Here is a 21,604-nt window from a genome sequence, read left to right as displayed (position 1 = left end):
AGGCTGGACGGAGGAGCCTTCGACGTCGTTTCTGAATACGCCAAGCTCGACGAACTTACCAGTTCTGATACCCAGTGTGGACTAGATGTGCTATTCGTGGATATTGAACAACGGAGCAGTGCCGGGTATGAAGCACTCGAAAGGTGGCATAGTTCACGACTGAAGATTGTTCTAGTGGGTTTAAGCGCACGGAGTGGCTTCAGAACGTTAGGTCCCCACGCGACCGTCTATACGCTGCAACCTATCCCTGCACAGCAACTGCGCGAAAACCTCGAACAATCTATAGGTGCAGTCCCTCTCACACCGTTCAGGCGTTTGGCACTTCCCATCGGACAGAGAACACGCTTGGTACCAGCGTGTCAGATAGACGTGGTTCTAGCCCAGGGCAACTATCTGGAGATTAATGCCGCGGGTGCAAAGTACGTGATCAGGAGCACTCTTGCTGATTTTCATGCAAGACTCGAAACAGAATCGTTCGTGCGCCTCCATCGATCGGTACTTGTGCGTATAGAGGCGATTCATGAGGTAAAACCGATTGGATCCGGTCGATTCCGCGTTCGGTTGCACGGCGGCTACACCTTTCAGTCTGGACGCAGCTTTCGAGATAAAGTCCATGGTTTAATTGGAATGAATTGTGTGTAGGCATAGCGCGCGCTACCCCGACCGGAAAGGCCAGATCGCCACAGCCATACACACATCGATGCAAGCAACTCGACTTATGTAGCCATTGCATACCCCGCATACTCATCTAGCAGTCGAAGTCCTCGATTCGCTTAAATTTCTGGCCAACGCGACCGGCGTGGTGCTTGTGCTGGCGAGCGGCTATGAATTGTTCACTGCAGACCTGGCCTCGGCGCACCTCAATGGCCGCATGCGAGTCATCGAATTCGAATGATACGGCTTGCCATACGCACCACATCGGACGTTGCGGCTTCCAAGGCATCCAGCATGGCCACTGCAGGAGTCAAGTTTTGGCCATAGGTGCTCACCGAGATCAAGAACAAAGGCGTATTTAGCTCAGTAGCGCAGTAAAAGCTGGTCGAAAACCGGCCAACTTATGCTTGCTCCCAGCACGCATGTGCCCCGTCACATGGACGGGGCACATGCAGGGGTTGTGGGTGGTGGGCCGTGTTGGACTTGAACCAACGACCGAAGGATTATGCTTGCCACTTCGACTTTCGCCGCCCGTTTCCGGTTCGTGGTCTGGACTCTGTCTTGTCTTTCGGCCTTCCCGTCGAGTCTCTACACGTTCTCCCTCGCAGGAGCTTCGCTCGGCGTTGGCATATGAGTTATTTGTCAACCAACAAATTCCAACGACAAATCAACAACATGAACCTTTGGTCGGATCCCTAGGCTACAGCTAGGCTACACACTATTGTGGGAGGAGCCATAAGTTGGCCGTCGCCGGGGAAGGTGCACCCTTCTGACACAGTGGGCTTAGGAACAACCGGCAGATTTGCGTTCCGGTCAGGTGGACCAATCACCCTTTGGACATGAACCTTTCGGGCAAACGTGCACCCTGCACAGTGAGCTTCGAGAACGCTGCTTCCATGCTGCGAAGGTCTGCGGGAGTCAGTTCCACACCGACCGCTCCCAGATTCTCCGCCATGTGTTTGGCGTTGCGTGTGCCTGGGATCGGGACGATCCATGACTTTTGGGCCATGAGCCACGCCAGCGCGACTTGGCCTGGCGTTGCTTTCTTCTCATTACCGACATTGCGAAGCAGGTCAATAACGGGCTTGTTAGCCGCCAGGTTTGCTGGTGAGAAGCGGGCGAAGCCTGATCGAATGTCCGTCTTCGGGTCGAAGGTCATGCTGGCGTCAATTGTTCCGGTCAAATAGCCCTGTCCAAGGGGTGACCACGGGACGAAGCCAATCCCAAGTTCCTCGCACGTGGCAAGCACACCGTTATGTTCGACGTCACGCGTCCAGAACGAATATTCGCTCTGTAGCGCAGCGACGGTCTGCACAGCGTGGGCGCGGCGGATCGTTCGCGCGCTAGCCTCGGACAGACCAAAGTTAAGCACCTTACCTTCGGCGATCAGATCCTTCACGGCGCCGGCCACATCTTCGATCGGCACATTGGGGTCGACGCGGTGCTGGTAGTAAAGGTCGATACGGTCGGTTCGCAGCCGCTTAAGCGAGCCCTCGACCACCTTTCTTATATGCTCCGGACGGCTATTCAGCTGGAAGGTACCGTCGTTCGTGTAGCCAAACTTGGTAGCAATAGAGACTTGATTGCGGATCGGCTCGAGCGCCTCGCCCACAAGGTCTTCATTGGTAAGTGGGCCATAAATCTCGGCCGTATCGAAGAAGGTAACGCCCGTTTCATAGGCGAGACGCAGGACGGCGATACCCTGGCTGCGGTCAGCGGGAGGGCCGTAATTGGCACTGATACTCATGGCACCCACGCCGATTTCCGAGACGCTAAGACCTCCGAGCTTTCGAATGCCCATCGTTCGCTTCGGCGCATTGCCTACGACGGCCTGGGCAGAAAGCGTATTGGGCAACAGCAGCGAGGCAGCCATTAGAGCGCCAGCCTTGAGTAGCTGGCGGCGAGAATTCAGGCCAACGCTTTCAACCTGGTCGGGGTTGTCCATGTCGCGGTCCTAGATCTGGGAGTCGGGACGTTACAGTCTCCCCTTAGCGCTCGAGGACCGCTTGCCGGAACCACCATATTTCTTGCCTAAAATGACGCTCCAGAGAAGTCTGTTTCAGGGTTTCTTGGTGCTGTAAGCCACAACGCTTGGAATTGAGCCATGGCTAATCATCTGCCGCCCCACTTCCATAACTGGCCCTCTCACGAGCTGACATTCTCGCGGATGCGGTTGCCGGGGTTGTCCATACCGATGATGACTATCTCACTGTTGTTCGTGGGCTTTCGTTCGAGCTAGGAGCTGGACAGATAACCTCACTCGATCTTGGCCACCTCAACTCGGGCATCGTCAGTGAGCTCCTCGCGGCTTTTCTGCCAATAGACTCGACCGCGGCGCAGGAAGGCATGGTGGATGAGGTGGCCCCCGTGCGCTTCGATGCGCTTGGCGAACGCGTTCACCTCCTTCTGCTTGTAGCGGCTATTGCCCGTCATGATCAAGACGACCTCCTTGCCCGAGAGATCAGTTTGCTCGACGTAGGCCCAGAGCGGAGTCGCCGGACGAAACATCCATGTTGGCGAGAGCAGGAAAACACGCTTGGCTGGCGCCAGATCTATCGGTCCGACCTGGATTCGCGGAAGGGCCTGGGCGCGGGCGTCTGTGATTGCGTCGCCTTGGCCCTTAAAACCAAGAGGATAGTCTGCCTCGATCCGGGCAATCGGCGCGTTGAACATGCGGGCGATCTCCCGGGCGACCGCCTCAGTGTGACCCGAGCGCGAGTAGTAGACGACGGCGATCTCTTGATTTGGCTTCCCGACTGGCGAGTAGGGTCCGCTTGGTACGTACGTCCGATCCTTGATCGCCACCAGGGCGACCGCTGCGACTGCCATGACGGTCGCAACCAATCCAACTAAAAACATCTTCTTCTTGCGCACATGATTGGATGTTCTCATCGCGCCTTCTCCAGCCCGGCAATTAGCGCCACCATCAGCATCCATGAAGTATCTAGTCCGGTGTTTTCGCCAGATTGCCTAAACCGCCGGATTCATTGTCTGATTTGACGGAGCCGGAACTCGAAAGTCGAAGCTCTTCAAGACTTCATCGTAATGCCCATTGCTTCTCACGGAGGGGACTACATTCAATCGCCGCTCATTCGCCGAGCTTCAAAGGCTGGATCCCTTCGACATGTGCCAAGAATGCGCTGAGCACCGGTGACCGCGACCGTCCGGTGAGCTCGACGATATACAGCGGCCTGGAAGTAACTTTAGCGCCGGCCAATCGCACCGATCGCAGCCGGCAGGTGGTGATCAGGTCTTCGGCGACGCAACGAGGCACCATCGCGACGCCGCCGCCGCCGGCCGCCGCACGCACAATGGCTTCGTTGCTGCCAAGCACGGCGCGCCGCGTAGGGCACATTCCCTGCGCCAGTAGGAAGGCGTCGCTGACCTGACGCGTGCCCGATCCGGCCTCGCGCATGAGCCAGACATGTCGGCAAAGCGCCTCCATGGAAACCTCACCTTCCAAACCTTCTAGTTGTGTGCCCGCGACCAGCTCAATTGGTTCCTCTCGCCACACGCTAAGCGTCAAGCCCGGCAGATCGGTCGCGCCCTCTATAAAGCCGATATCCACCGTGCAGTCGATCACTGAACGGGCTACGTCGCCCATATTGCCAATCTCCATTTCAAAGGCGACGCCTGGATGCATCTGTGTGAACTCGGCCACGGCGGCAGGCAGCCAATAGCTGCCGATAGTCGTGCTTGCGCCAATCCGCAAGCGTCCCTGGCGCAGCCGCAAGCGATCCTCAACGACTTCCGAGGCGATCCGTTCCAACGCGAACAGATTACGGGCGTGGGGGAGCAGGGCCTCACCGGCCTCGGTCAGGCGAATGCCGCGTCGGTCCTCGATTAGCGCCAGGCCGAGCTGGTGTTCAAGCTCCCGTACGCCCTTAGATACTGCAGATTGACTGACGTGGAGTACTTCTGCCGCTCGGGAGAAGCCTTGCTCCTCGACAACCGTAAGAAACATGCGCAACAGGTGGAGATTCATCTGTATGACCTTAGCTCATGATTGCTTGAGTTTTATGCGTTGGACAGTGTGAAGCGCGCGCACGAGCATGGCGGCCTTCTCAGGTCGGCCCACCATGACCACGCCAGCGTACGCTTCCCAGTCTTCGCCGCAGGGCCTACTAGCCGGGCTTCTGCTGGCCGGCGCCATCGCCACGATAGCACTGGCGTTGGCGGCACTGCCCTTACTCCAACGTTGGGGGCTTAGCGCCCTTACGCTGGCGATCCTGTTCGGCATCGTGCTCGGCAACACCCTGTTCCCGCAGATATCGCGCACCACGGGCCCAGGCGTCGACTTCTGCAAAAGCCGATTGCTTCGCATTGGCATCGTGCTTTATGGCTTCCGCCTGACGCTGCACGATATCGCAAGCGTTGGCGTCGCGGGGGTGGTCATCGCGGCCATCATGGTCGCCTCAGTCTTTGCACTCGCCGTATGGTTCGGCACGCGTGTTCTTAAGCTCGACCGCGAATCGGCGATGCTGATTGGCGCCGGCAGCGCAATCTGTGGTGCGGCCGCCGTCATGGCCACTGAGCCTGTTCTACGGGCTCCTGCGCACAAGGTGTCGGTTGCGGTGGCAACGGTCGTGGTCTTTGGCACCCTGGGCATGCTGATCTATCCGGTGATGTATCCACTGCTGGGGCTCTCCCAGCATGCCTATGGGGTCTATGTAGGCTCCACTGTGCACGAAGTGGCGCAGGTGGTGGTCGCCGGAGGCGCAGTGAGTCAGGCAGCGTCCGATATTGCTGTCATCGAGAAGCTCTTGCGGGTCATGATGCTGGCCCCCTTTCTGTTCGTGCTCTCGGCGATGCAAAGTCGCACAGCGGCGGCTGACGGCACACGTTCGCCCATCGTAGTGCCGTGGTTCGCTGTCGCTTTCATCGCTGTCACCGCTTTCAATTCGCTGCAGCTACTGCCGGTAGCTTGGGTGCAGAACATTCAGCGGCTCGATATCGCCCTGCTGGCGATGGCCATGGCCGGTCTCGGCCTTCGCACGCAGATCGGAGCCATCCGTCAGGCCGGCGCAAGACCCCTGCTGTTGGCCTTGCTGCTGTTCGTGTTCCTTATCGCGGGGGGTTTGGTGGTCAATGCGGTCATAACAAAGATTGGGGTCTTCTGGGTCGGCTAACGAAAGGGTTTACTCAGCAGATCGTGTCTTCTAGTTGCATGTGCTTAAGAACGGCAGCAAACGCGGCAGGGGCGATCGACTCAAGTGGTGAAAGCAGAGTTGTTTTTGACTGGTGCTATTTCCGTCCTGATGGACGGGAAGAGGAGTGATGAATGAGCTTTACACAATGCATGCCTGAGTTGATCAGGCGACACCGGTACTGCCTCTCGCAAAGCAGGTGGATCCGATGATCAAACGTCTGTTCGTCGATCATCCTGCGTCTGTGGGAGAGAGCTACTTCGCGCACATGGGCGTAGCGGCATCCTTCGGCAAGGCGATGCTGCTTGGTGGTTTGGCCTGTATCGTCCATGCCGTTGTTCCAGGCCTGTGCGTCAGAACTGGAAGCACTGTCGTGGCGGATTTACACCGTCGGATGGTGACGCACAGAAGCGGCCCCAGTTGCGCTCAGGAGCAATCCAATGTTTGACCGCCTGCCTATCGCCAAGACTGATTCTCTCATGGAGCTTGCCGCCCTCATGCAGGCCGATCCTCGGGCAGGCAAGATCGATCTTGGCATTGGAACCTATCGAGACGAGGACGGCGCGATTCCGATCATGGCGGTCGTAAAAGAAGCCGAACGAACGCTTTTGATCGAGCAAACTTCCAAAGGTTACTTAGGACTCGCGGGGGATGGTGAGTTTGCCCTGAGACTTCAAGGCGCTATTTTCCCTGGCCTCGAGGCGGCAATGCAAGGCCGGCTGGCGCGCATCCAGACCCCTGGCGGCACCGGTGCCTTGCGTTTGGCTCTCGAAACTGTAGCGCAAGCGAATCCAAAGGCCCAGGTCTGGTTGGGCGTACCTAGCTGGCCGGCCCACGTGCCTTTGATCAGTGCTGTCGGCTTGATCCCTAGAACCTTCCGTCATCTGAACATAGACGGCCAAATCGACTTGGCGGCGATGTACTCGGCTTTAGAACAAGCACGTGCGGGCGACATCATCTTGCTTCATGGGTGCTGCCACAACCCAACAGGCACGGACTTGCCGCTTGATGCTTGGCGCGCCGTAGCAAATGTAGCCTCGTCCAAAGGCCTCACTCCGCTCCTGGACCTTGCTTATGCCGGTTTGGGGGATGACCTCGAAGCCGACGTCCGCGGTGTGCGCGAACTGCTGCTGAGGTGCGAGAGCGCACTCATAGCCGTGTCGTGCTCCAAGAGTTTCGGTCTCTATAGGGATCGCACGGGGATGCTGGTGCTGCTCGGCGAATCTCCCGCGATCACACTTAATCTTTCTCGCACCGCGGCAAGTAACGCACGCTTGCTCTGGTCCAATCCGCCCGACCATGGCGCAGCGGTCGTTAAATCGGTGCTGGCGTCGGCCGAGTTGACGCAAAGTTGGCATGCTGAGCTCAATCATATGCGTTCTCGCGTCAACGCCATCCGCGCGCGCCTAGCCGACCTTCCCCTACCCCGTCTCAATCTCGGCGCGCTAAAACGCCAGCGCGGCATGTTCGCCATGCTACCTCTGTCGGCCGACGAGGTGCGGGTCCTAAGAGAGCGTCATGGCATCTATATAGACGTGTCTGGCCGCATTAATGTCGCAGGCCTCAACGAGGCTAATTTCGCCAAATTCGCGTCCGCTCTCACCGCAATTGACGTGATCTAGCTCTCTTCCTACCGGCTTTTTAGTTAATAGCCAAATCAGGGCGTCGCATTATCAAACGCACCATCAACTTGCCGACGTCTGGCCAGTATTCTGCGCGTCAGGCAGGCTTGGTGAGCCGATAGTGTCTCGCCGAGACCCCATACCTGTTTTTGAACAGGCGGCAGAAATGAGAAAGACTGCGGAACCCGATGGAATAGGCGACCTCGGAAACGTGGGCCGATCCGTTGCGAAGCAAATAAGCCGCATAGCTCATGCGCATGTCCGCGACGATACCGCCAAACGTCGTGCCGTTGTCGGCACACGCCTGGTGCAAGGTGCGAACAGATATTCTCATCGCCTTTGCGGTGTTCTGTGGCGATAGATCTTCACTGGCGATGTTGGTCATGATGTGGTTATGGATCCGCGTAAAACGCGTGGGATGACTGATGGCCAACTCAGGGGACGGTGCAGCGGCGTTGAGTGTGTAAATTAGCGCCGCTCCGAGCAGATATTGCGCCTGGTCGAGGTGCTCGGGTACCCCATCGTATCGAAGCAGCGCATGGGCTGCGCTGAGAAGAACTGGGCTAAGAAAGAAGTCGGCGGGAATTGCAAGATGTTGAGCGCCGATCCATCCCATATTTTGTAAACTGAACCGCCCATCAAACAACCACCAGATCGGCACCTGGATGACTGCAATTTCGGCGTTCTCCTCCGCTTGAATTTGATAGGCATCCCACAAGGGTGAGAGGGTAAAGATGTCTCCGCGACCAAGGCGACGGCGATGGGAATGGCTGGTATAGGTAAGCGCACCACCCAACACTACCGCCACCCGAAGATCGAGCGGACCATTGACGTCGGGCTTCACGGCGATGTCCTGGGGGTCTAGCCCTATCCGAAACAACGTCAAGGCCCCCCTGCGGACCGACGAGACCACACCTCTTTGGTCGGTAGGGCTAATCTTTAGCAACGCGTGGGGGGAGACCACAGCAGACAACGTCGTGCGCCAACCTTGAGCGCTTTGCGGCGCTGTGTTGCTGACGTCCGGAACATCGCCCCACTCCATATCCAAAAAGGGACAAGGAGAGTGATTTTTTTGCGGTTGCGACATGGTGACCCTCGCATTTCCAATCGCCGGCAGGCATCCAGGCTGGCGACTATATGACAAGCGCTATCGCGCAGACACTATTCTGCACTCTCAGGCAATTTGTGGTGCGTTGGCTGTTAAGACGCTGTCGAATGTCTGAGTCAATCATCTCATCTCCAAATAACTGGTGTGAGGGGAGTGTCTTGTACAAGAGAACGATCGGCGTCGTCAGCGCTGCTGCTTTCCTGATGTCCACCAGCGCCCTGGCGCAGACCCAAACTGAGCTTGGCCAAACGCAGCCCGATGGCTCCGCCGCCCGTCCGACGGCCGTCGTTGGCCGCGCCGAGTTGATTGATTTTCGGGTCGATTCCGGCCCGTTGTCGCGAGTTTTCAGCCAAGTGCTGGCCCAAGCACGAGCATCGGTGTCCTCTTCCCAAGATGTCGGCGACACGCCCGTAAAAGGCGTCTCCGGGCGGATGACACTGTCTCAGGCATTGACTTTGGTTTTCCAAGGCACGCCGTGGCTGGCAGAAACCATACCGGGAGGAGCGATCCACCTAACCCGGCGCAATGACGGCGAGGACGCCACTAACTTGGACAGGGTCGTGGTGAAGGGACGGCGAACTGACTTCGCTCGCAATGACTCGAGCCTGCTCACTCGGACAGACACCCCCCTGCGGCAGACGCCGGCGACGGTCGATTCCGTCACGGAAGAAGTCATCAGGAGTCAGAATGCGTTTTCCATCGCCGAAGCGCTGCGCAACGTGCCCGGCGTCCTGCTTCTGAACGGCACCGGTACCGCCATCCAAGTTGGTGACGGGGATACGAATGGCGTCAGCTACACAGGTGGCCTTCGCAACAGCAGTATCGGTGGCAATGCACCGATCACGGACGTAGAGTCTGTCGAAGTTCTGAAAGGCGTCGCTTCGGTATTGACCGGAGCCCAAGTGGCCGGCGGAACGGTGAATTACATCCCCAAGCGCGCCACTGGCGAGAGACGTCGCGACATCGCCATCGGGGTCGGGACCGGCGAGGAATTTCTGACCACTTTTGATGTCGGCGGACCTCTTGCAGAGGAACGCGGCCTGGCATTTCGAGTTGCCGGCCAAGTTCAGACGGCCGACGAACGGCCGAACGGCAGCAACAATCCCTACTCCCACGCGATCAACGGAATGCTTGGTTATCGCGGCGCCGTGGATGCCGACCTTGGTCTTCAGTACTACACGACCAAGACTGCCTTGGTTGATCTGGCCAGCTATGACCCGACCACAGGGACTTTCACGCCCTATGGCTCGCGTCTCAATGATGGTCGGCAAGTCACCGTCGAATCCACTCGTCTCAGCTACAGCGTTGAGCGAGATCTGGTGAACCGCTACGACCTGATGGTTCGGTTGCGCACACGAGGGCAATTTCAGCATGCAACAAGCGATGGGCAGTTTCAATCGGCGCTCGCCTACGACTTTTTCGGTCTAGGCAGCTTCATCATTAGCTCTGCTACTCGTAGTGTTGAGGACCAGTCCAGCCACTATGCGGATGTTTACTCGGAGTTCTCGACCGGCCCGGTCGAGCACAAGGCCATCATCGCCCTCGATATGACCCAAAGCGATCTTGAAAGTCAGTCGTCGGCTCCCGGGATCGGATTCACAATGGGCCAGCCGTTCCCTCTGTTGACCGTTGACCGCTCCGGGCCGAAGACCAGGGTCGATGAAAACCAATATGGTGTTGTGGTGCAAGATCAGATGACCATGGGCCGCTTCCACGGGCTCATCGGGCTTCGACAGTCCTGGTACAAGAATGACACGCTGGCGTCAGACGGCCTTACGCGAACAGTTGTCGACGAGAGAATATTCCTGCCCAGCTTCGGGCTGGTCTACGATGTCAGCGATGCGCTCTCCATTTACGGATCGTACCGCGAAGGCTTTCAGCCGCTGTCGCCGCTGTCGTATCCAACTTTCGACAATAGCCCTCTCCGGCCTTCCCTGCAGAGCCGCAAGGAGGTCGGATTCAAGAGCGGCCTATTCGAGGATCGGCTGACGATCAATGGATCCTATTACTGGTATTCGACCGAAAATGAAGCGATCCAAGACTTCGATCACCCCGGCTCACAGATCTACTTCAAGAATGGTCCCGGTTCCACGGGCAAAGGCTTCGAACTTTCACTGGCGGGCTCCGCAACACCAACGCTGAAGATCCTGGGAGGCGTGACGCACCAGACCCAGGAGCGGCGTGACGGCAATGAAGTCTTCGCTCAACCGGAGTGGATCGCGAACGCCTGGGCCATTAAGACCTTCATACTTACTGACAACCGCTCCATCGATGTCGGGTTCGGTGCGAACTACAACACAGGCGTGAAAGCCTTTGACATCCCAACTACCATGCTCCTTGATCTCAACCGCGAGTTCCTCGCCTTCCGAGCCACCGTTGGCTATCGGTCGGGCGACACTCGGATCAACCTGTCGATCGACAACCTGTTCGATCGGGAGAACTACGAGCCAACTGGTGTGCTCGGCGCGATACCGATGGCTCCGCCTCGGGTAATTCGCCTCGTCTTTTCGCGAGCTTTCTAGGACCCACCATGACCGAAAGTTTCGTAAATCCATCCGACGCCGAAGTTGCAGCGACCGACCGCACCCCCGAGGTACGGGATCATAGGATCAAGCCCGATCTCGGGTATATCTGGCACCTGATCAAGCAGTATCTCAAGCGAGATGCGAAGATCGGCTGGAGCATGGTGGCCTTAAAGCTGGTCTTCACCATTCTTGGCTCGGTGGCCATGTTGCAATTCCAGGTGAAGTTGGCGGCCGCGACCAATGCGCTAAGCGCCAAGGATGCCGCTGCGTTGTGGCCGAATATCTCGATGACCACCGGTTTCATCGTGCTCATCTTCGCAGTTTCCATGATCAACGTGATCGTCAATTTCACCCTGCGCATGCGCATGCGTACGGTCTTTACCAACGATTTCCTCGGGCGATGGCTAGTAGAAAATCGCTTCTACCATCTTGAACGAAGGGGTGACATCGATCACCCGGAGCAGCGAATCCAGGAAGACATCTACATCTACGTTGAGAACTTCATCACCCTTGCGCCGACCATATTAGGCACCTTGGTCACCGTAGTGCTTTACTCGGGAACGTTGTGGACGCTATCAAAGCCCGTATCTCTAGAGTCCATCGGCCTGCCTTGGACGGTGCATGGCTACCTGCCTTTCATCGCGGTCCTAACCGGCGTGGCGATGACGATCATTGTCCATTTCGTCGGCGATTCGCTGACCAGAACTGAGATCACCCGACAGCGCCTCGAAGCGCAGTTTCGAAACGACATGGCGGGTATTCGTGAGAATGCCGAAATGGTCGCCTTTGAGAAAGGCGCTGCGATTGAGGGAGTAAGGCTGCAGGGGATATTCGACCTAATTCGGAAGAACTGGCGTCGGTATACCTTTGCCAACGCCAAGCTCGGCGCAGTGCTCAGCCTACCCGCACTTGTGCTCACCGTGGCCCCCATGGCGTTATGCGCGCCGCTGGTCCTCGATGGACGCATGGGTGTAGGCGACTTGCAGTTGGTCGGCTCAGCTTTCCTGATGATGTATATGTCCGTGTCAGTCCTGGCGACAAGCTATCGTGAGATAGCCATCATGCGTTCGGCTGTCGCGCGTATGCGGCTGTTCGATGAAGCGTTGGACACGCCTGCTCATTCTGGCATCGCGGTATCCCAGTCGACTGGGGACGTGATGTCGACACGAAACCTCTCCCTGCGGCTGCCTGGCGGCGCACCTTTGGTAGAAATAGGCGATCTTGAGCTCAAAGCGGGCGATCGTCTGTTGGTGCGTGGACCCTCGGGCTCAGGCAAAAGCACCTTGATGCGCGCGCTGGCGGGGCTGTGGCCCTATGGGAGCGGATCGGTCCAAAGCCCGGAAGGAAAGCGAATCTGTTTCCTGCCCCAGCGCAGCTATATGCCCGACGGTACGCTCGCCAGCTTGCTCGCCTATCCCAACGCACCTGATCCACACGCCGATCCGCAGTATCGATCAGTTCTCCAGTCCTTGGGTCTTGGCGCCCTTTGCTCGCGTCTTCATGAGCATAACCAGTGGCGCCAAATTCTCTCGCCAGGCGAGCAACAGCGCATGGCAGCGGCGCGCGCGTTGCTGGCGAAGCCGGACTTCTTGTTCCTCGACGAAGCGTCGAGTGCGCTGGATCCGCACTCTGAGACAACACTTTACACACTGCTGGATGAGCACTTGCCGCACGCAGCCCTAATATCTGTAGCACACAGACCGGACGTAGCGCGCTTCCACCGAAATGCCATGAGCATCGAGGATGGGAGGATCGTTTTGAGCACGCTGTAACGGCTCTTTCAACCAGCTCTGATCAGATCAAGATCAGTATTTATCACGATGAAATGCATTCAGCTTTCATCATTCAACAGGTAATGCGTAATGTCTTTGCTAACAAAAACGACAACCGCGAACTTCGAGGCGGATGTTCTGGGACACGACGGGGTCGTTCTCGTGGATTTCTATGCAGACTGGTGTGGACCGTGCAAAGCGGTCGAGCCGGCGCTGGAAGACTTGGCGCTTGAGTATGAAGGTGAGTTGAAGATCATCAAGGTGGACTCGGACGCCGAACCAGACCTGCGAGCTCGCTACAACATCGCCGGCATTCCGGCATTCCTGGTGATCAAGAACGGCGAACTTGTGGATCGCTTTACGGGATCAAAGACGAGAGGCCAGATCGCGGCCATCATCGAAAAGCAATTGGGGGATAAATGATGGCCCGTGCGTCCGCTTTCCTCGGCGATCCGCAACGCAAGGAACTGGTTCTGTCGGGAGCGAAGGCACCCGCCGCTCCTGGCGACATCTGGTGGCCGGTTAACTTCGACAAAGAGGCCATTAGCAGCTTCTGTGACTCGAACGGCCTAGCTCCAGCTTTCTTTCATTTCCTGCGCGCCCTAGTCGGTCCGAGTGGAGAAGCCGAAGTCTCCCAAAGTCTCGTTGACGCTATCTCGGTGCTGCCACTAAGAGCGGACACGCAGGCCGTTTTCAAGGGCTGGCTGCTCTGGATTTGGGACGGTCGCGAGGGTGAATCACTCAAATCAGTGCTTGCCGGAAGTGATGCCTACGGCCCGGCCTGCGATCTGGTTAGACTGCATCAACTGGGTGAAGGCACGGCGTCGCGCCAGCAGTGGCGACAGGCCCGAAGCGCGCTTGTCAGCACCGTGTCTGCAGGACCCGAACAAGCCTCCGCAGCTAATATCGTGGCCGCCATGGGTTGGGATTTCACTACTACGCCAGGTGCGGCCGCTGACCTGGTCCACACTTGCTTTAGCGAAACTTCGACGAGGGTCAGGGAGGCGTTCGGTTGGACCGACGTCGATGGCGACCGCGTTCAATCCGCGATCGTTCGCCTGCACACTCTGGCGGGAGCCGAACTCGGCAATCCGCCCGCCGACCGATCGGATCGTGAGGCCATGACTCGCTACATGGAGGCGTTCAACGCGATCGTGGCGCGCGAGGAGACTGAGGCTGAAGCACAGGCTATGGCGCGAATGCGGGAGTTGGGCGCGGTTGGGTCTGAGAGTACGCGCAAGCTCAAAACTAAACTTCTAGACGGTCTGTTTCTCCAAGTGCGGGCCGCGCCTCTCGTCAAAGGTGAGCCGGTCTACACCTAACGACCGCAACGGCGTGCCATGCGGTGGAAGGTCGAAGCTTCTTCCATCGCCTCAGTTCCGACGCAAGTGCGCAGCGATAGCTGCGCCGATGAAAAGTAGACGTCGAAAGGCGTCGACATAAGTGCGGCCGACATTTGTCTCCGCATGCCACTGTGCACGACACGCCTTTGTACTTAGGTCGCAGGCGCGTTGGCTACCAAGAAAAGAGGATCCCACCCATGACCATCAATCCCCTGCTGGCCCCTGGCCTGCCCCGGTTCTCGGATATCCAAGTCGCTGATGTCTCCCCGGCACTCGATGCCCTTATTGCGCAGGCCCAAGCCGCCGTTGCCGCAGCCGAAACGGCGAAACCTAGCTGGGATACGACTGTGGCTGCCCTCGATGACGCCATGGAGCAGTTTGGCCATGCCTGGGCAACGGTCGAACATCTGCTCTCAGTGGTCAATACGCCCGAGCTGCGGGCCGTCCAGCAAGAAAACATGCCGCGCGTCATGTCCTTCTCCTCTGCTATCGAGCAAAGTCCAGAACTCTTCGCCAACTACAAGACACTTGTGTCTTCTGACGCATTCGATGAATACCCCAGCATACGCCGCAGGATCTTGGAAACGGCAATCCGGGATTTTCGCCTGGGCGGGGCTGAGCTCGACGATGCGCAAAAGGCGCGCTTTACGGAAATTCGCCACGAGATGGCGATGTTGTCGACTCGCTTTGCCAACAATGTCGTCGACGCCACCGACGCCATCGCGGTGTATGTGGAAAGCGAGGCCGAACTGGCCGGTCTGCCGCCAGAAGTGATTGCGACCGCGCGTGCGGCGGCCGAAAAAGACGGGGCGACAGGCTGGAAGCTCACGCTGCAGGGGCCATGCTTGGGCCCGGTGCTTCTCTATTCGGAGAACCGTGAACTGCGTAAGGCCATGGTGCTGGCCAGTACCACCAAAGCCTCCGATCTGGGGCCGGCCGAACGCGACAACACGCCGATTATCACGCGGATACTAGAGCTGCGCTCGGAAATGGCAGCGCTCCTTGGCTTTGCGAACTTTGCCGAGTATTCCCTCGCCGCCAAGATGGCCCGAGATCCTACAGAGGTCTTGGCCTTCCTCAGTGAACTCGGTGAGCGCGCCCTGCCTCACGCCCGTCGCGACCGGGCTGAACTGGAAGCCTTTGCGCGCGACGAGCTGGGTGTGGAGCAGGTCAATCCTTGGGATATGGGCTATGTAGGCACCAAGCTAATGCAAACGCGCTACCACTTCTCGCCGCAAGAAGTGAAACCCTACTTCCCGCTCCCCAAAGTTCTCCAAGGATTGTTCTCCCTCATCGAGTCCCTCTACGGCCTGAAAGTTGTCGAGGCGCAAGCACCGGTTTGGCACCCAGACGTTCGGTTCTACGAACTGACCCGTGCCGATGGTCAAATGGTAGGACAGTTCTATATTGATCCCTACGCACGGCAAGGAAAGAACGGTGGCGCCTGGATGACGCCCTTCCGCACTCGTCGCAGCAAGGGTCACGGAGTACAAACCCCGATTGCCTTCCTGGTGTGCAACTTCGGCAAAGGTGTCGGCGATACCCCGGCGACCCTGAACCATGCCGAGGTGGCAACTCTGTTCCACGAGATGGGACATGGGTTGCACCATCTGCTTAGCGACGTAGACGAGATGCGGGTGTCGGGCCTGAATAATGTTGAGTGGGATGCCGTGGAGCTGCCTAGCCAGTTCATGGAGAATTTCTGCTGGGAGTGGGAGCGGCTGCGCGGCATGTCTGCTCACGTCGAAACCGGCGAGCCGCTACCGCGGGCTCTATTCGACAAGATGCTCGCCGCGCGTCATTTCCAAAGCGGCATGCACCTGAGCCGCTACCTCGAACAGGCCCTGTTTGACATGGAGCTCCACACGCAGACCTCGCCACAGGTTTCATTCCTCGAACTATTGAGAGAAGTGCGCGCGCGCGTCTCGGTCAATCCATTGTTTACCGAAGACCGCATGCCGCACGGCTTCATGCACATCTTCGCCGGCGGCTACGCAGCTGGCTATTACAGCTATAAATGGGCCGAAGTGCTCAGCGCTGATGCCTATGCGGCCTTCGAAGCGGCACCTGACCAGCTGGCAGAAACGGGTGATCGCTTTCGACGGGAAGTGCTCGCGCCCGGCGGCAGCCGTCCAGCCATTGAGAACTTCCGCGCATTCCGCGGTCGTGATCCCGAGATCGATGCCCTACTCCGTTATAGCGGCCTGGCGGCCACTCCCGAGCTCCCATCAGCCCTGCTGCCATGACCAAGCTTCATCACAGCCGCCTTCTCATCTTGGGTTCGGGTCCTGCGGGCTGGACGGCGGCCGTCTATGCGGCCCGCGCCAACTTGCGGCCCCTGGTGATCACCGGCGGCGCGCCTGGCGGGCAGTTGATGACCACTACCGAGGTCGACAACTGGCCGGGCGACCCGCACGGGTTGCTTGGCCCCGATCTCATGGCGCGCATGCAAGCCCATGCCGAACGCTTCGATACCCAGATCATTCATGACCATATCGAGCGTGCGGCCTTGCTAGAGCGACCTTTTGTGCTCAAAGGCGACCGGACAACCTACACAGCCGACGCGCTGATTATTGCCACCGGCGCCACCGCCAAATACCTGGGACTGCCCTCGGAGCAAGCGTTCCTGGGTCGCGGCGTCTCGGCGTGCGCCACCTGCGATGGATTTTTCTTCCGACGGGAGGAAGTGGTGGTGGTGGGCGGCGGCAATACGGCTGTGGAGGAAGCGCTTTATCTGTCCAACATCGCAAGCAAGGTAACCCTCGTTCACCGTCGGGATTCCCTACGCGCCGAAAAGATCATGCAGGAAAAATTGTTCGAGAAGGCTCGGGCCGGAGTCGTGGAGATCATCTGGAACCACGAGGTGGAACAGGTGCTGGGCGATGTCGATTCCATGTCCGCCGCAGCTGAAGGCGTGAGGATTAAACATGTGCACGACGGCACGATCTCGGAAGTGAAAGCCAAAGGTGTCTTTATTGCCATCGGCCATCACCCCAATACGGATCTGTTCCATGGCCAGCTAGATATGGACAACGGCTACTTGATCACGCGCTCGGGTCTAGCCGGCGGCGCCACCGCAACCTCGATCCCCGGTGTTTTTGCCGCTGGCGATGTCGCAGACCAGCACTACCGCCAGGCCATTACTTCTGCCGGCGCAGGTTGCATGGCCGCTTTGGATGCCGAGCGCTATCTCGATCTCGACGCAGGATGAATTCCGGGCATGATGTCGATGGGCCGCGCTCAGGCGCGTCTGCGCCGAAGTTAGCGCAGGACCTTACACAAGGCCCCATCGGCCCGGCGTTGCTGGCCTTCGCGCTGCCCACCCTGATCGCCTCGATCTTGCAATCCCTGGGGGGTACCATCAACTCGATCTGGGTCGGTCGCATCTTGGGCGAGGATGCACTGGCCGCCACGGTCAATGGCCACATGATCTATTACCTCCTGATCTCACTGGTGTTTGGCGTGGGCATGTCGGTAACCATTTTGGTCGGACAAGCCGTCGGCAGGCGTGATCTCGACGGCACCCGCCGTGTCATGGGCACGGCCACCACTGCCTTCGTGATCATCGCCGCAATCGTCACGGTGCTGGGTTGGGCTACCGCGCCCCAGCTACTAAGCATCATGGGCACTCCCGAGGGCGCGTCTGATCTGGGCTTGGTCTACCTTCGGATGATATTCCTCGGTATGCCTGGGGGCTTGCTCTTCACTTTGCTCACCATGGGACTACGGGGCAGCGGGGATTCACTTTCCCCTCTATGGTTCACCTTTCTGTGCGTGCTCCTCGACAGCGTGCTCAACCCAGTGCTCATCCTTGGCATCGGTCCGTTTCCGCCTATGGGCATCGAAGGTTCTGCTCTGGCTTGGGCCATCGCGCAGTACACGAGCCTGGGTGCGTTGCTGGTGTGGGTGTACTGGCGGGACCTCCCGATACGATTGCGGCGCGCTGAACTTCGTTATCTGCGCCCGAACCTGAAACTCTTCGCTGAAATCATTGGCAAGGGGCTGCCGATGGGACTGCAGTTGATCGTCTGGATGGTTTCGGCCATGAGCGTGCTGAGCCTGGTAAATCACGAGGGCGTGCTCACTACAGCGGCCTACGGCGTGGCTCAACAGCTGTGGGCCTATATTCAGTTGCCTGCGGTGGCAGTGGCCGCCGCTGTTAGCACCATGACCGCGCAAGCGATCGGTGCGGGCAAATGGCAGCGCGTACCCGAAATCGCCCGTATCGGTGTGCTCTGGAGCGTGGTCCCTACCGCCCTCATCATCCTGGTATTGCTCGGAGTGGATGATGCCGTGATAGCACTCTTCTTAGGCCATGGCAGCCCCGCTTTGCCGGTGACCAAGCACATTGTCTGGGTCGCCAGCTGGGGCCTGCTCTTCATGGCCGTCAGCTCCGTTCTGTTCGGCAGTCTTCGCGCCAAGGGCGTCGTCTTCTTGCCCTTGGTCATCATCATCATCGCCATGTTTCCTCTGCGTCTGGGCCTGGCTTTCGGCGGCTATGCCTGGCTTGGGAGCGACGCTTTGTGGCTAAGCTTGCCCGCCGGTATGATCGCTACCTGTGTGATGTCGATGATGCTGTTTCGCCAGGAACAGCGACGGGGTGTGCCATTGACCGCCGTCGACCCGATTGAAACGGGCCCGGGCCCGGCCGATCCTACCGCCCTCGGCGTATGACGCGTAGCAGGGCAGCAATGTTCGCTTTGGGTCAAACAGTCAGCCGCGCGAGTTGGCGCTGAGGCGCGGTGTTTGGGTTGTGCCGCCGTGGATAGGTCGCAATGCTAGGGTTACACGCCAGCCTGCGGCCCGATCATTCTCATTTGCAGGAGCACCCGAATGAAGACGGCCTCTATGCGCATCGTTTCGTCATCAATGAACTGTACGAACATTGGCCGCATTAAGCTGACTACGACGGAGCGCCACTTCCCATGTGCGTGGTGATCGCGGAACTCGACGCCCGCCCTCTGATCCATCTGCTGTTGCACGCCGCGGTCCCCGGGGCCGTGGCATTCATCTGGTATCGCAAACATTGGTGGCGCGCATGGCTGTGGATGCTCGCTGGCTGGCTAATAGACATCGACCACCTTCTGGCCGATCCCATCTATGCACCAGGTCGTTGCAGCATCGGCTTCCATCCGCTGCATTCGATGCCGGCGACATTCTTTTACGCGCTCCTGTGCCTGCCCCGACGCACCCGGCTGTTTGGAGTGGGGCTATTGATCCACATCGGCCTCGATGCTATCGATTGCCTAATGATGCGATAGGCGGTCTTCTGCGAAAGGCCGCCCTAGGGGCACTAGTAGCCATGGGCCAGCGTCTGCTTAGTTGAATCCGCAGCCAATAGCAGACGTCCAGCCCGGCTGTCTCGAACGTTGATATAGATCCATTAGATGAGGTTGCCCATCTGGGCAACCTCTACACATGGATCAATATGTTGAGTAAGTCGCGGTCAGGCTCACGCCCTTGTAGCCACCGGCGCCGCCTACCAGACGGATGAAGTAGCTATCGGACACAGGCAACGCGGTCTGCATGTTCTGCGTGGTACCTGCACGGACGGAACTGGCGTCGGCATCGCTGCCGTCTGCGCTGGGCGCGCGGGTGGCACGCACATACATCTTCACCTGGCCGCTGCCGCCAAGCGTGCGTATCTGCAGATTACGCGCGTTGGCCGGTACGTCGAGACGGAACAGCTGGGTGCCTCCCTGCGCCGCGCTCTGGCCGCTGAGCACTTGGCCCTTTGTCATCAGCACGGCGGTGGCTTCATCACCGCCACCGGCAACACCCGCGGCACGGGCGACGGCCTTGCTTGCATCCAGGATGCCTGCGCCTATGCGCAGCGTTGGTTTGACTGGGAACACGTTGGAGGTCTGCGTCAGAATTTCACGAATCTGCTGAGGGGTGGGGATCGGCTTGCCGGCGGCATAGGCGGCACTGATCACCAGCGCGACCACACCGGCGGTATGCGGCGATGCCATTGAGGTACCGGTATAGCCGGCGTAGGTCGGATTGCCCGGCTCATGTGCACCCAGGTTTAACGTCGACCAGACGAAGCCGGCACGTACGGTGGTGCCGGTGCTGGGATCGTCGTTGGTGTAGGCACCGCCACCCGGCGCGGATAGCGTGATGCTGCTGCCGTAGTTGGAATAGGACGCACGCTTGCCAGTGATACCAGTCGCCGCCACATTGATCACGCCCGGGCAGCTGGCCGGCGTATACGCACCGGCGTCGCTGCTGTCATTGCCGGCGGCGACCACCACCGTTGTGCCACGGGCGATCGCCGCGCTGATGGCCTGTGCGGTCACGCCATCTGTGGCGCAGGTACCGGTGCCACCCAGGCTCATGTTGATGACTTCGGCCGGGTGCTGGTTATCCGGCACACCATCGACATGGCCACCGGAGGCCCAGATGATGGCGTCGGCGATGTCGGCCGTGGTCCCGCCGCAATGACCCAGTGCGCGCACGGGCAGCACTTTGGCTTTGGGCGCGACGCCGATCATGCCCACGCCGTTGTTGGTCAGCTCGGAAATCGTGCCCGCCACGTGCGTGCCGTGCCAGGAGCTGTCGGACTGCTCATAGCTCTGCACACAGCCACCGTTGGCTGCCAAATACTTGTCCTCGGTGGTCCAGTCGCCCCGGTCCCAACCGCCCGACACGCGACCGTCGGTAGCGCGCCCTGAGATGTAGCCATCGCTGATGAAGTCGTAACCGGCATCAGCCAGCGAGGTATCCAGGTCCGGATGCGCGGTGATGCCAGTGTCGATGACCGCCACCACTACGCCATCGCCGTCGCCGTACTGCCAGGCCGGGATCACGTTGATCCCACCCCGGTTGGGGAAGTTCACGGTACTACCGTTGGGCTCGGTGTATTCGGCGTGGCCATCGGCGGCGCGCATGTGCCATTGGATGACGGCGTTGGGATCGTTGGGCTGCTGGCCCGGCGCCAGAATGGCCTTGGCCGTGGAGCGGATCGGCTTGAGTAGCACGTTCGGCTCGACGTAAGCCACCGACAGGTCGGCCTTCAAGGTCTGCATCAGGCTGGTCAGCTGTTCCTGGCTGAGCTTGCTGCCCGGACGCACCAGATCGGCGCCGGTGGCGAGGCGCCGCACGCGATTGAGCACGGGCGGTGCCTGGCGGAACAACGCATTCCATTGGCTGCGCACGGCGGTGGTGGCCATGGCCGACTTCAACTTGGTCGCCGCGGCGACAGTACTTGTGCGTTCGACCGCGCCCTTGCGGTAGGTGACGATCAGTCCGTCATAGATCACGGTAGGCTCGTTGGCCACACCGGTGCGCAGAGTAGAAAAACGCGACGCCTGCGCCATGGCGGGCGAAATGGCCAGGGCCAGCGAAACGGCCAGCAGACTGCGGCGAAGGGGCTTGGACATCGAATTCATCGTTGAGGCCTCGGTCGGGAGAGGCCGCGTGGAACGCGGCCG

At 59.1% G+C, this 21,604-nt stretch carries 16 protein-coding genes; 11 read left to right on the top strand and 5 right to left on the bottom strand.

Annotated elements, in window-relative coordinates; genetic code table 11:
- Positions 1 to 1,480 precede the first annotated feature (1,480 nt).
- The 3 genes from BLR66_RS10680 to BLR66_RS10670 form a co-directional block, all read right to left on the bottom strand.
- Positions 1,481 to 2,455, bottom strand: a complete 975-nt coding sequence (locus BLR66_RS10680) for an aldo/keto reductase (protein WP_093287775.1) — start codon at positions 2,453 to 2,455, stop codon at positions 1,481 to 1,483.
- Positions 2,456 to 2,910: 455 nt separating this feature from the next.
- Complete coding sequence (locus BLR66_RS10675) at positions 2,911 to 3,546, bottom strand: flavodoxin family protein (RefSeq protein WP_093285687.1); 636 nt, start codon at positions 3,544 to 3,546, stop codon at positions 2,911 to 2,913.
- A 196-nt stretch (positions 3,547 to 3,742) separates the two neighbouring features.
- Entirely contained in the window at positions 3,743 to 4,639 is an 897-nt protein-coding gene (locus BLR66_RS10670; protein ID WP_093285683.1) for a LysR family transcriptional regulator, read from the bottom strand.
- Between the two features lie 94 nt (positions 4,640 to 4,733).
- Between BLR66_RS10670 and BLR66_RS10665 the strand changes: the two genes are divergently transcribed.
- From BLR66_RS10665 to BLR66_RS10655, 3 genes are all read left to right on the top strand, one after another.
- The gene (locus BLR66_RS10665; protein ID WP_093287770.1) at positions 4,734 to 5,783 is read left to right on the top strand and encodes a YeiH family protein; all 1,050 of its coding nucleotides are present in this window, start codon (positions 4,734 to 4,736) and stop codon (positions 5,781 to 5,783) included.
- A 226-nt stretch (positions 5,784 to 6,009) separates the two neighbouring features.
- Positions 6,010 to 6,249, top strand: a complete 240-nt coding sequence (locus tag BLR66_RS10660; protein ID WP_093285678.1) for a DUF6356 family protein — start codon at positions 6,010 to 6,012, stop codon at positions 6,247 to 6,249.
- Positions 6,242 to 7,423 (top strand): aromatic amino acid transaminase, encoded by a 1,182-nt coding sequence (locus BLR66_RS10655; protein WP_093285674.1) that lies wholly within the window; start codon positions 6,242 to 6,244, stop codon positions 7,421 to 7,423. The genes BLR66_RS10660 and BLR66_RS10655 overlap by 8 nt, the downstream gene beginning before the upstream one ends.
- 97 nt (positions 7,424 to 7,520) lie before the next feature.
- Here BLR66_RS10655 and BLR66_RS10650 read toward each other — a convergent pair whose 3' ends face one another.
- Positions 7,521 to 8,267 carry a helix-turn-helix transcriptional regulator gene (locus BLR66_RS10650; protein WP_176943839.1) on the bottom strand — a complete coding sequence of 249 codons (747 nt, stop codon included), beginning with the start codon at positions 8,265 to 8,267 and terminating at the stop codon, positions 7,521 to 7,523.
- A gap of 371 nt (positions 8,268 to 8,638) precedes the next feature.
- Here BLR66_RS10650 and BLR66_RS10645 point away from each other — a divergent pair, with 371 nt between their 5' ends.
- The 8 genes from BLR66_RS10645 to BLR66_RS10610 all read left to right on the top strand — a co-directional run bounded on the left by BLR66_RS10645 (position 8,639) and on the right by BLR66_RS10610 (position 19,432).
- The gene (locus BLR66_RS10645; RefSeq protein WP_176943838.1) at positions 8,639 to 11,053 is read left to right on the top strand and encodes a TonB-dependent siderophore receptor; all 2,415 of its coding nucleotides are present in this window, start codon (positions 8,639 to 8,641) and stop codon (positions 11,051 to 11,053) included.
- 8 nt (positions 11,054 to 11,061) lie between these two features.
- Complete coding sequence (locus tag BLR66_RS10640) at positions 11,062 to 12,828, top strand: ABC transporter ATP-binding protein/permease (RefSeq protein WP_093285661.1); 1,767 nt, start codon at positions 11,062 to 11,064, stop codon at positions 12,826 to 12,828.
- Between the two features lie 90 nt (positions 12,829 to 12,918).
- Positions 12,919 to 13,251, top strand: coding sequence for a thioredoxin (gene trxA, locus BLR66_RS10635; RefSeq protein WP_093285655.1), 333 nt, complete (start codon positions 12,919 to 12,921; stop codon positions 13,249 to 13,251).
- Positions 13,251 to 14,150, top strand: coding sequence for a hypothetical protein (locus tag BLR66_RS10630; RefSeq protein WP_093285651.1), 900 nt, complete (start codon positions 13,251 to 13,253; stop codon positions 14,148 to 14,150). Before trxA ends, BLR66_RS10630 begins: the two co-directional genes overlap by 1 nt.
- A 218-nt stretch (positions 14,151 to 14,368) precedes the next feature.
- A complete protein-coding gene (locus tag BLR66_RS10625; protein WP_093285646.1) occupies positions 14,369 to 16,417 on the top strand; it encodes a M3 family metallopeptidase in 2,049 nt (682 codons plus the stop codon).
- On the top strand, positions 16,399 to 17,382 hold the full coding sequence (gene trxB, locus BLR66_RS10620; RefSeq protein ID WP_176943874.1) for a thioredoxin-disulfide reductase: 984 nt from the start codon (positions 16,399 to 16,401) through the stop codon (positions 17,380 to 17,382). The genes BLR66_RS10625 and trxB overlap by 19 nt, the downstream gene beginning before the upstream one ends.
- Positions 17,379 to 18,845 (top strand): MATE family efflux transporter, encoded by a 1,467-nt coding sequence (locus BLR66_RS10615; protein ID WP_093285637.1) that lies wholly within the window; start codon positions 17,379 to 17,381, stop codon positions 18,843 to 18,845. The genes trxB and BLR66_RS10615 overlap by 4 nt, the downstream gene beginning before the upstream one ends.
- Before the next feature lie 251 nt (positions 18,846 to 19,096).
- On the top strand, positions 19,097 to 19,432 hold the full coding sequence (locus BLR66_RS10610; RefSeq protein ID WP_093285632.1) for a DUF6122 family protein: 336 nt from the start codon (positions 19,097 to 19,099) through the stop codon (positions 19,430 to 19,432).
- Between the two features lie 162 nt (positions 19,433 to 19,594).
- Here the strand turns inward: BLR66_RS10610 and BLR66_RS10605 are convergent, their stop codons facing one another.
- Positions 19,595 to 21,553, bottom strand: coding sequence for a S8 family peptidase (locus BLR66_RS10605; RefSeq protein ID WP_255402451.1), 1,959 nt, complete (start codon positions 21,551 to 21,553; stop codon positions 19,595 to 19,597).
- Between the last annotated feature and the right edge of the window lie 51 nt (positions 21,554 to 21,604).

Source organism: Pseudoxanthomonas sp. CF125 (assembly GCF_900104085.1).
Lineage (GTDB): Bacteria > Pseudomonadota > Gammaproteobacteria > Xanthomonadales > Xanthomonadaceae > Pseudoxanthomonas_A.
Note: the sequence above shows the minus strand (reverse complement) of the source record. Positions and strands in the feature narration are given on the sequence as shown.

What these genes read in the sequence shown, in the direction of transcription:
- BLR66_RS10640 (WP_093285661.1), top strand. Translation starts at nt 11,062, where the DNA reads ATGACCGAAAGTTTCGTAAATCCATCCGACGCCGAAGTTGCAGCGACC.
- BLR66_RS10675 (WP_093285687.1), bottom strand. Translation starts at nt 3,546, where the DNA reads ATGAGAACATCCAATCATGTGCGCAAGAAGAAGATGTTTTTAGTTGGA.
- BLR66_RS10680 (WP_093287775.1), bottom strand. Translation starts at nt 2,455, where the DNA reads ATGGGCATTCGAAAGCTCGGAGGTCTTAGCGTCTCGGAAATCGGCGTG.
- trxA (WP_093285655.1), top strand. Translation starts at nt 12,919, where the DNA reads ATGTCTTTGCTAACAAAAACGACAACCGCGAACTTCGAGGCGGATGTT.
- BLR66_RS10625 (WP_093285646.1), top strand. Translation starts at nt 14,369, where the DNA reads ATGACCATCAATCCCCTGCTGGCCCCTGGCCTGCCCCGGTTCTCGGAT.
- BLR66_RS10645 (WP_176943838.1), top strand. Translation starts at nt 8,639, where the DNA reads ATGTCTGAGTCAATCATCTCATCTCCAAATAACTGGTGTGAGGGGAGT.
- BLR66_RS10605 (WP_255402451.1), bottom strand. Translation starts at nt 21,553, where the DNA reads ATGTCCAAGCCCCTTCGCCGCAGTCTGCTGGCCGTTTCGCTGGCCCTG.
- BLR66_RS10670 (WP_093285683.1), bottom strand. Translation starts at nt 4,639, where the DNA reads ATGAATCTCCACCTGTTGCGCATGTTTCTTACGGTTGTCGAGGAGCAA.
- BLR66_RS10655 (WP_093285674.1), top strand. Translation starts at nt 6,242, where the DNA reads ATGTTTGACCGCCTGCCTATCGCCAAGACTGATTCTCTCATGGAGCTT.
- BLR66_RS10660 (WP_093285678.1), top strand. Translation starts at nt 6,010, where the DNA reads ATGATCAAACGTCTGTTCGTCGATCATCCTGCGTCTGTGGGAGAGAGC.
- BLR66_RS10615 (WP_093285637.1), top strand. Translation starts at nt 17,379, where the DNA reads ATGAATTCCGGGCATGATGTCGATGGGCCGCGCTCAGGCGCGTCTGCG.
- BLR66_RS10610 (WP_093285632.1), top strand. Translation starts at nt 19,097, where the DNA reads ATGTGCGTGGTGATCGCGGAACTCGACGCCCGCCCTCTGATCCATCTG.
- BLR66_RS10630 (WP_093285651.1), top strand. Translation starts at nt 13,251, where the DNA reads ATGGCCCGTGCGTCCGCTTTCCTCGGCGATCCGCAACGCAAGGAACTG.
- BLR66_RS10665 (WP_093287770.1), top strand. Translation starts at nt 4,734, where the DNA reads ATGACCACGCCAGCGTACGCTTCCCAGTCTTCGCCGCAGGGCCTACTA.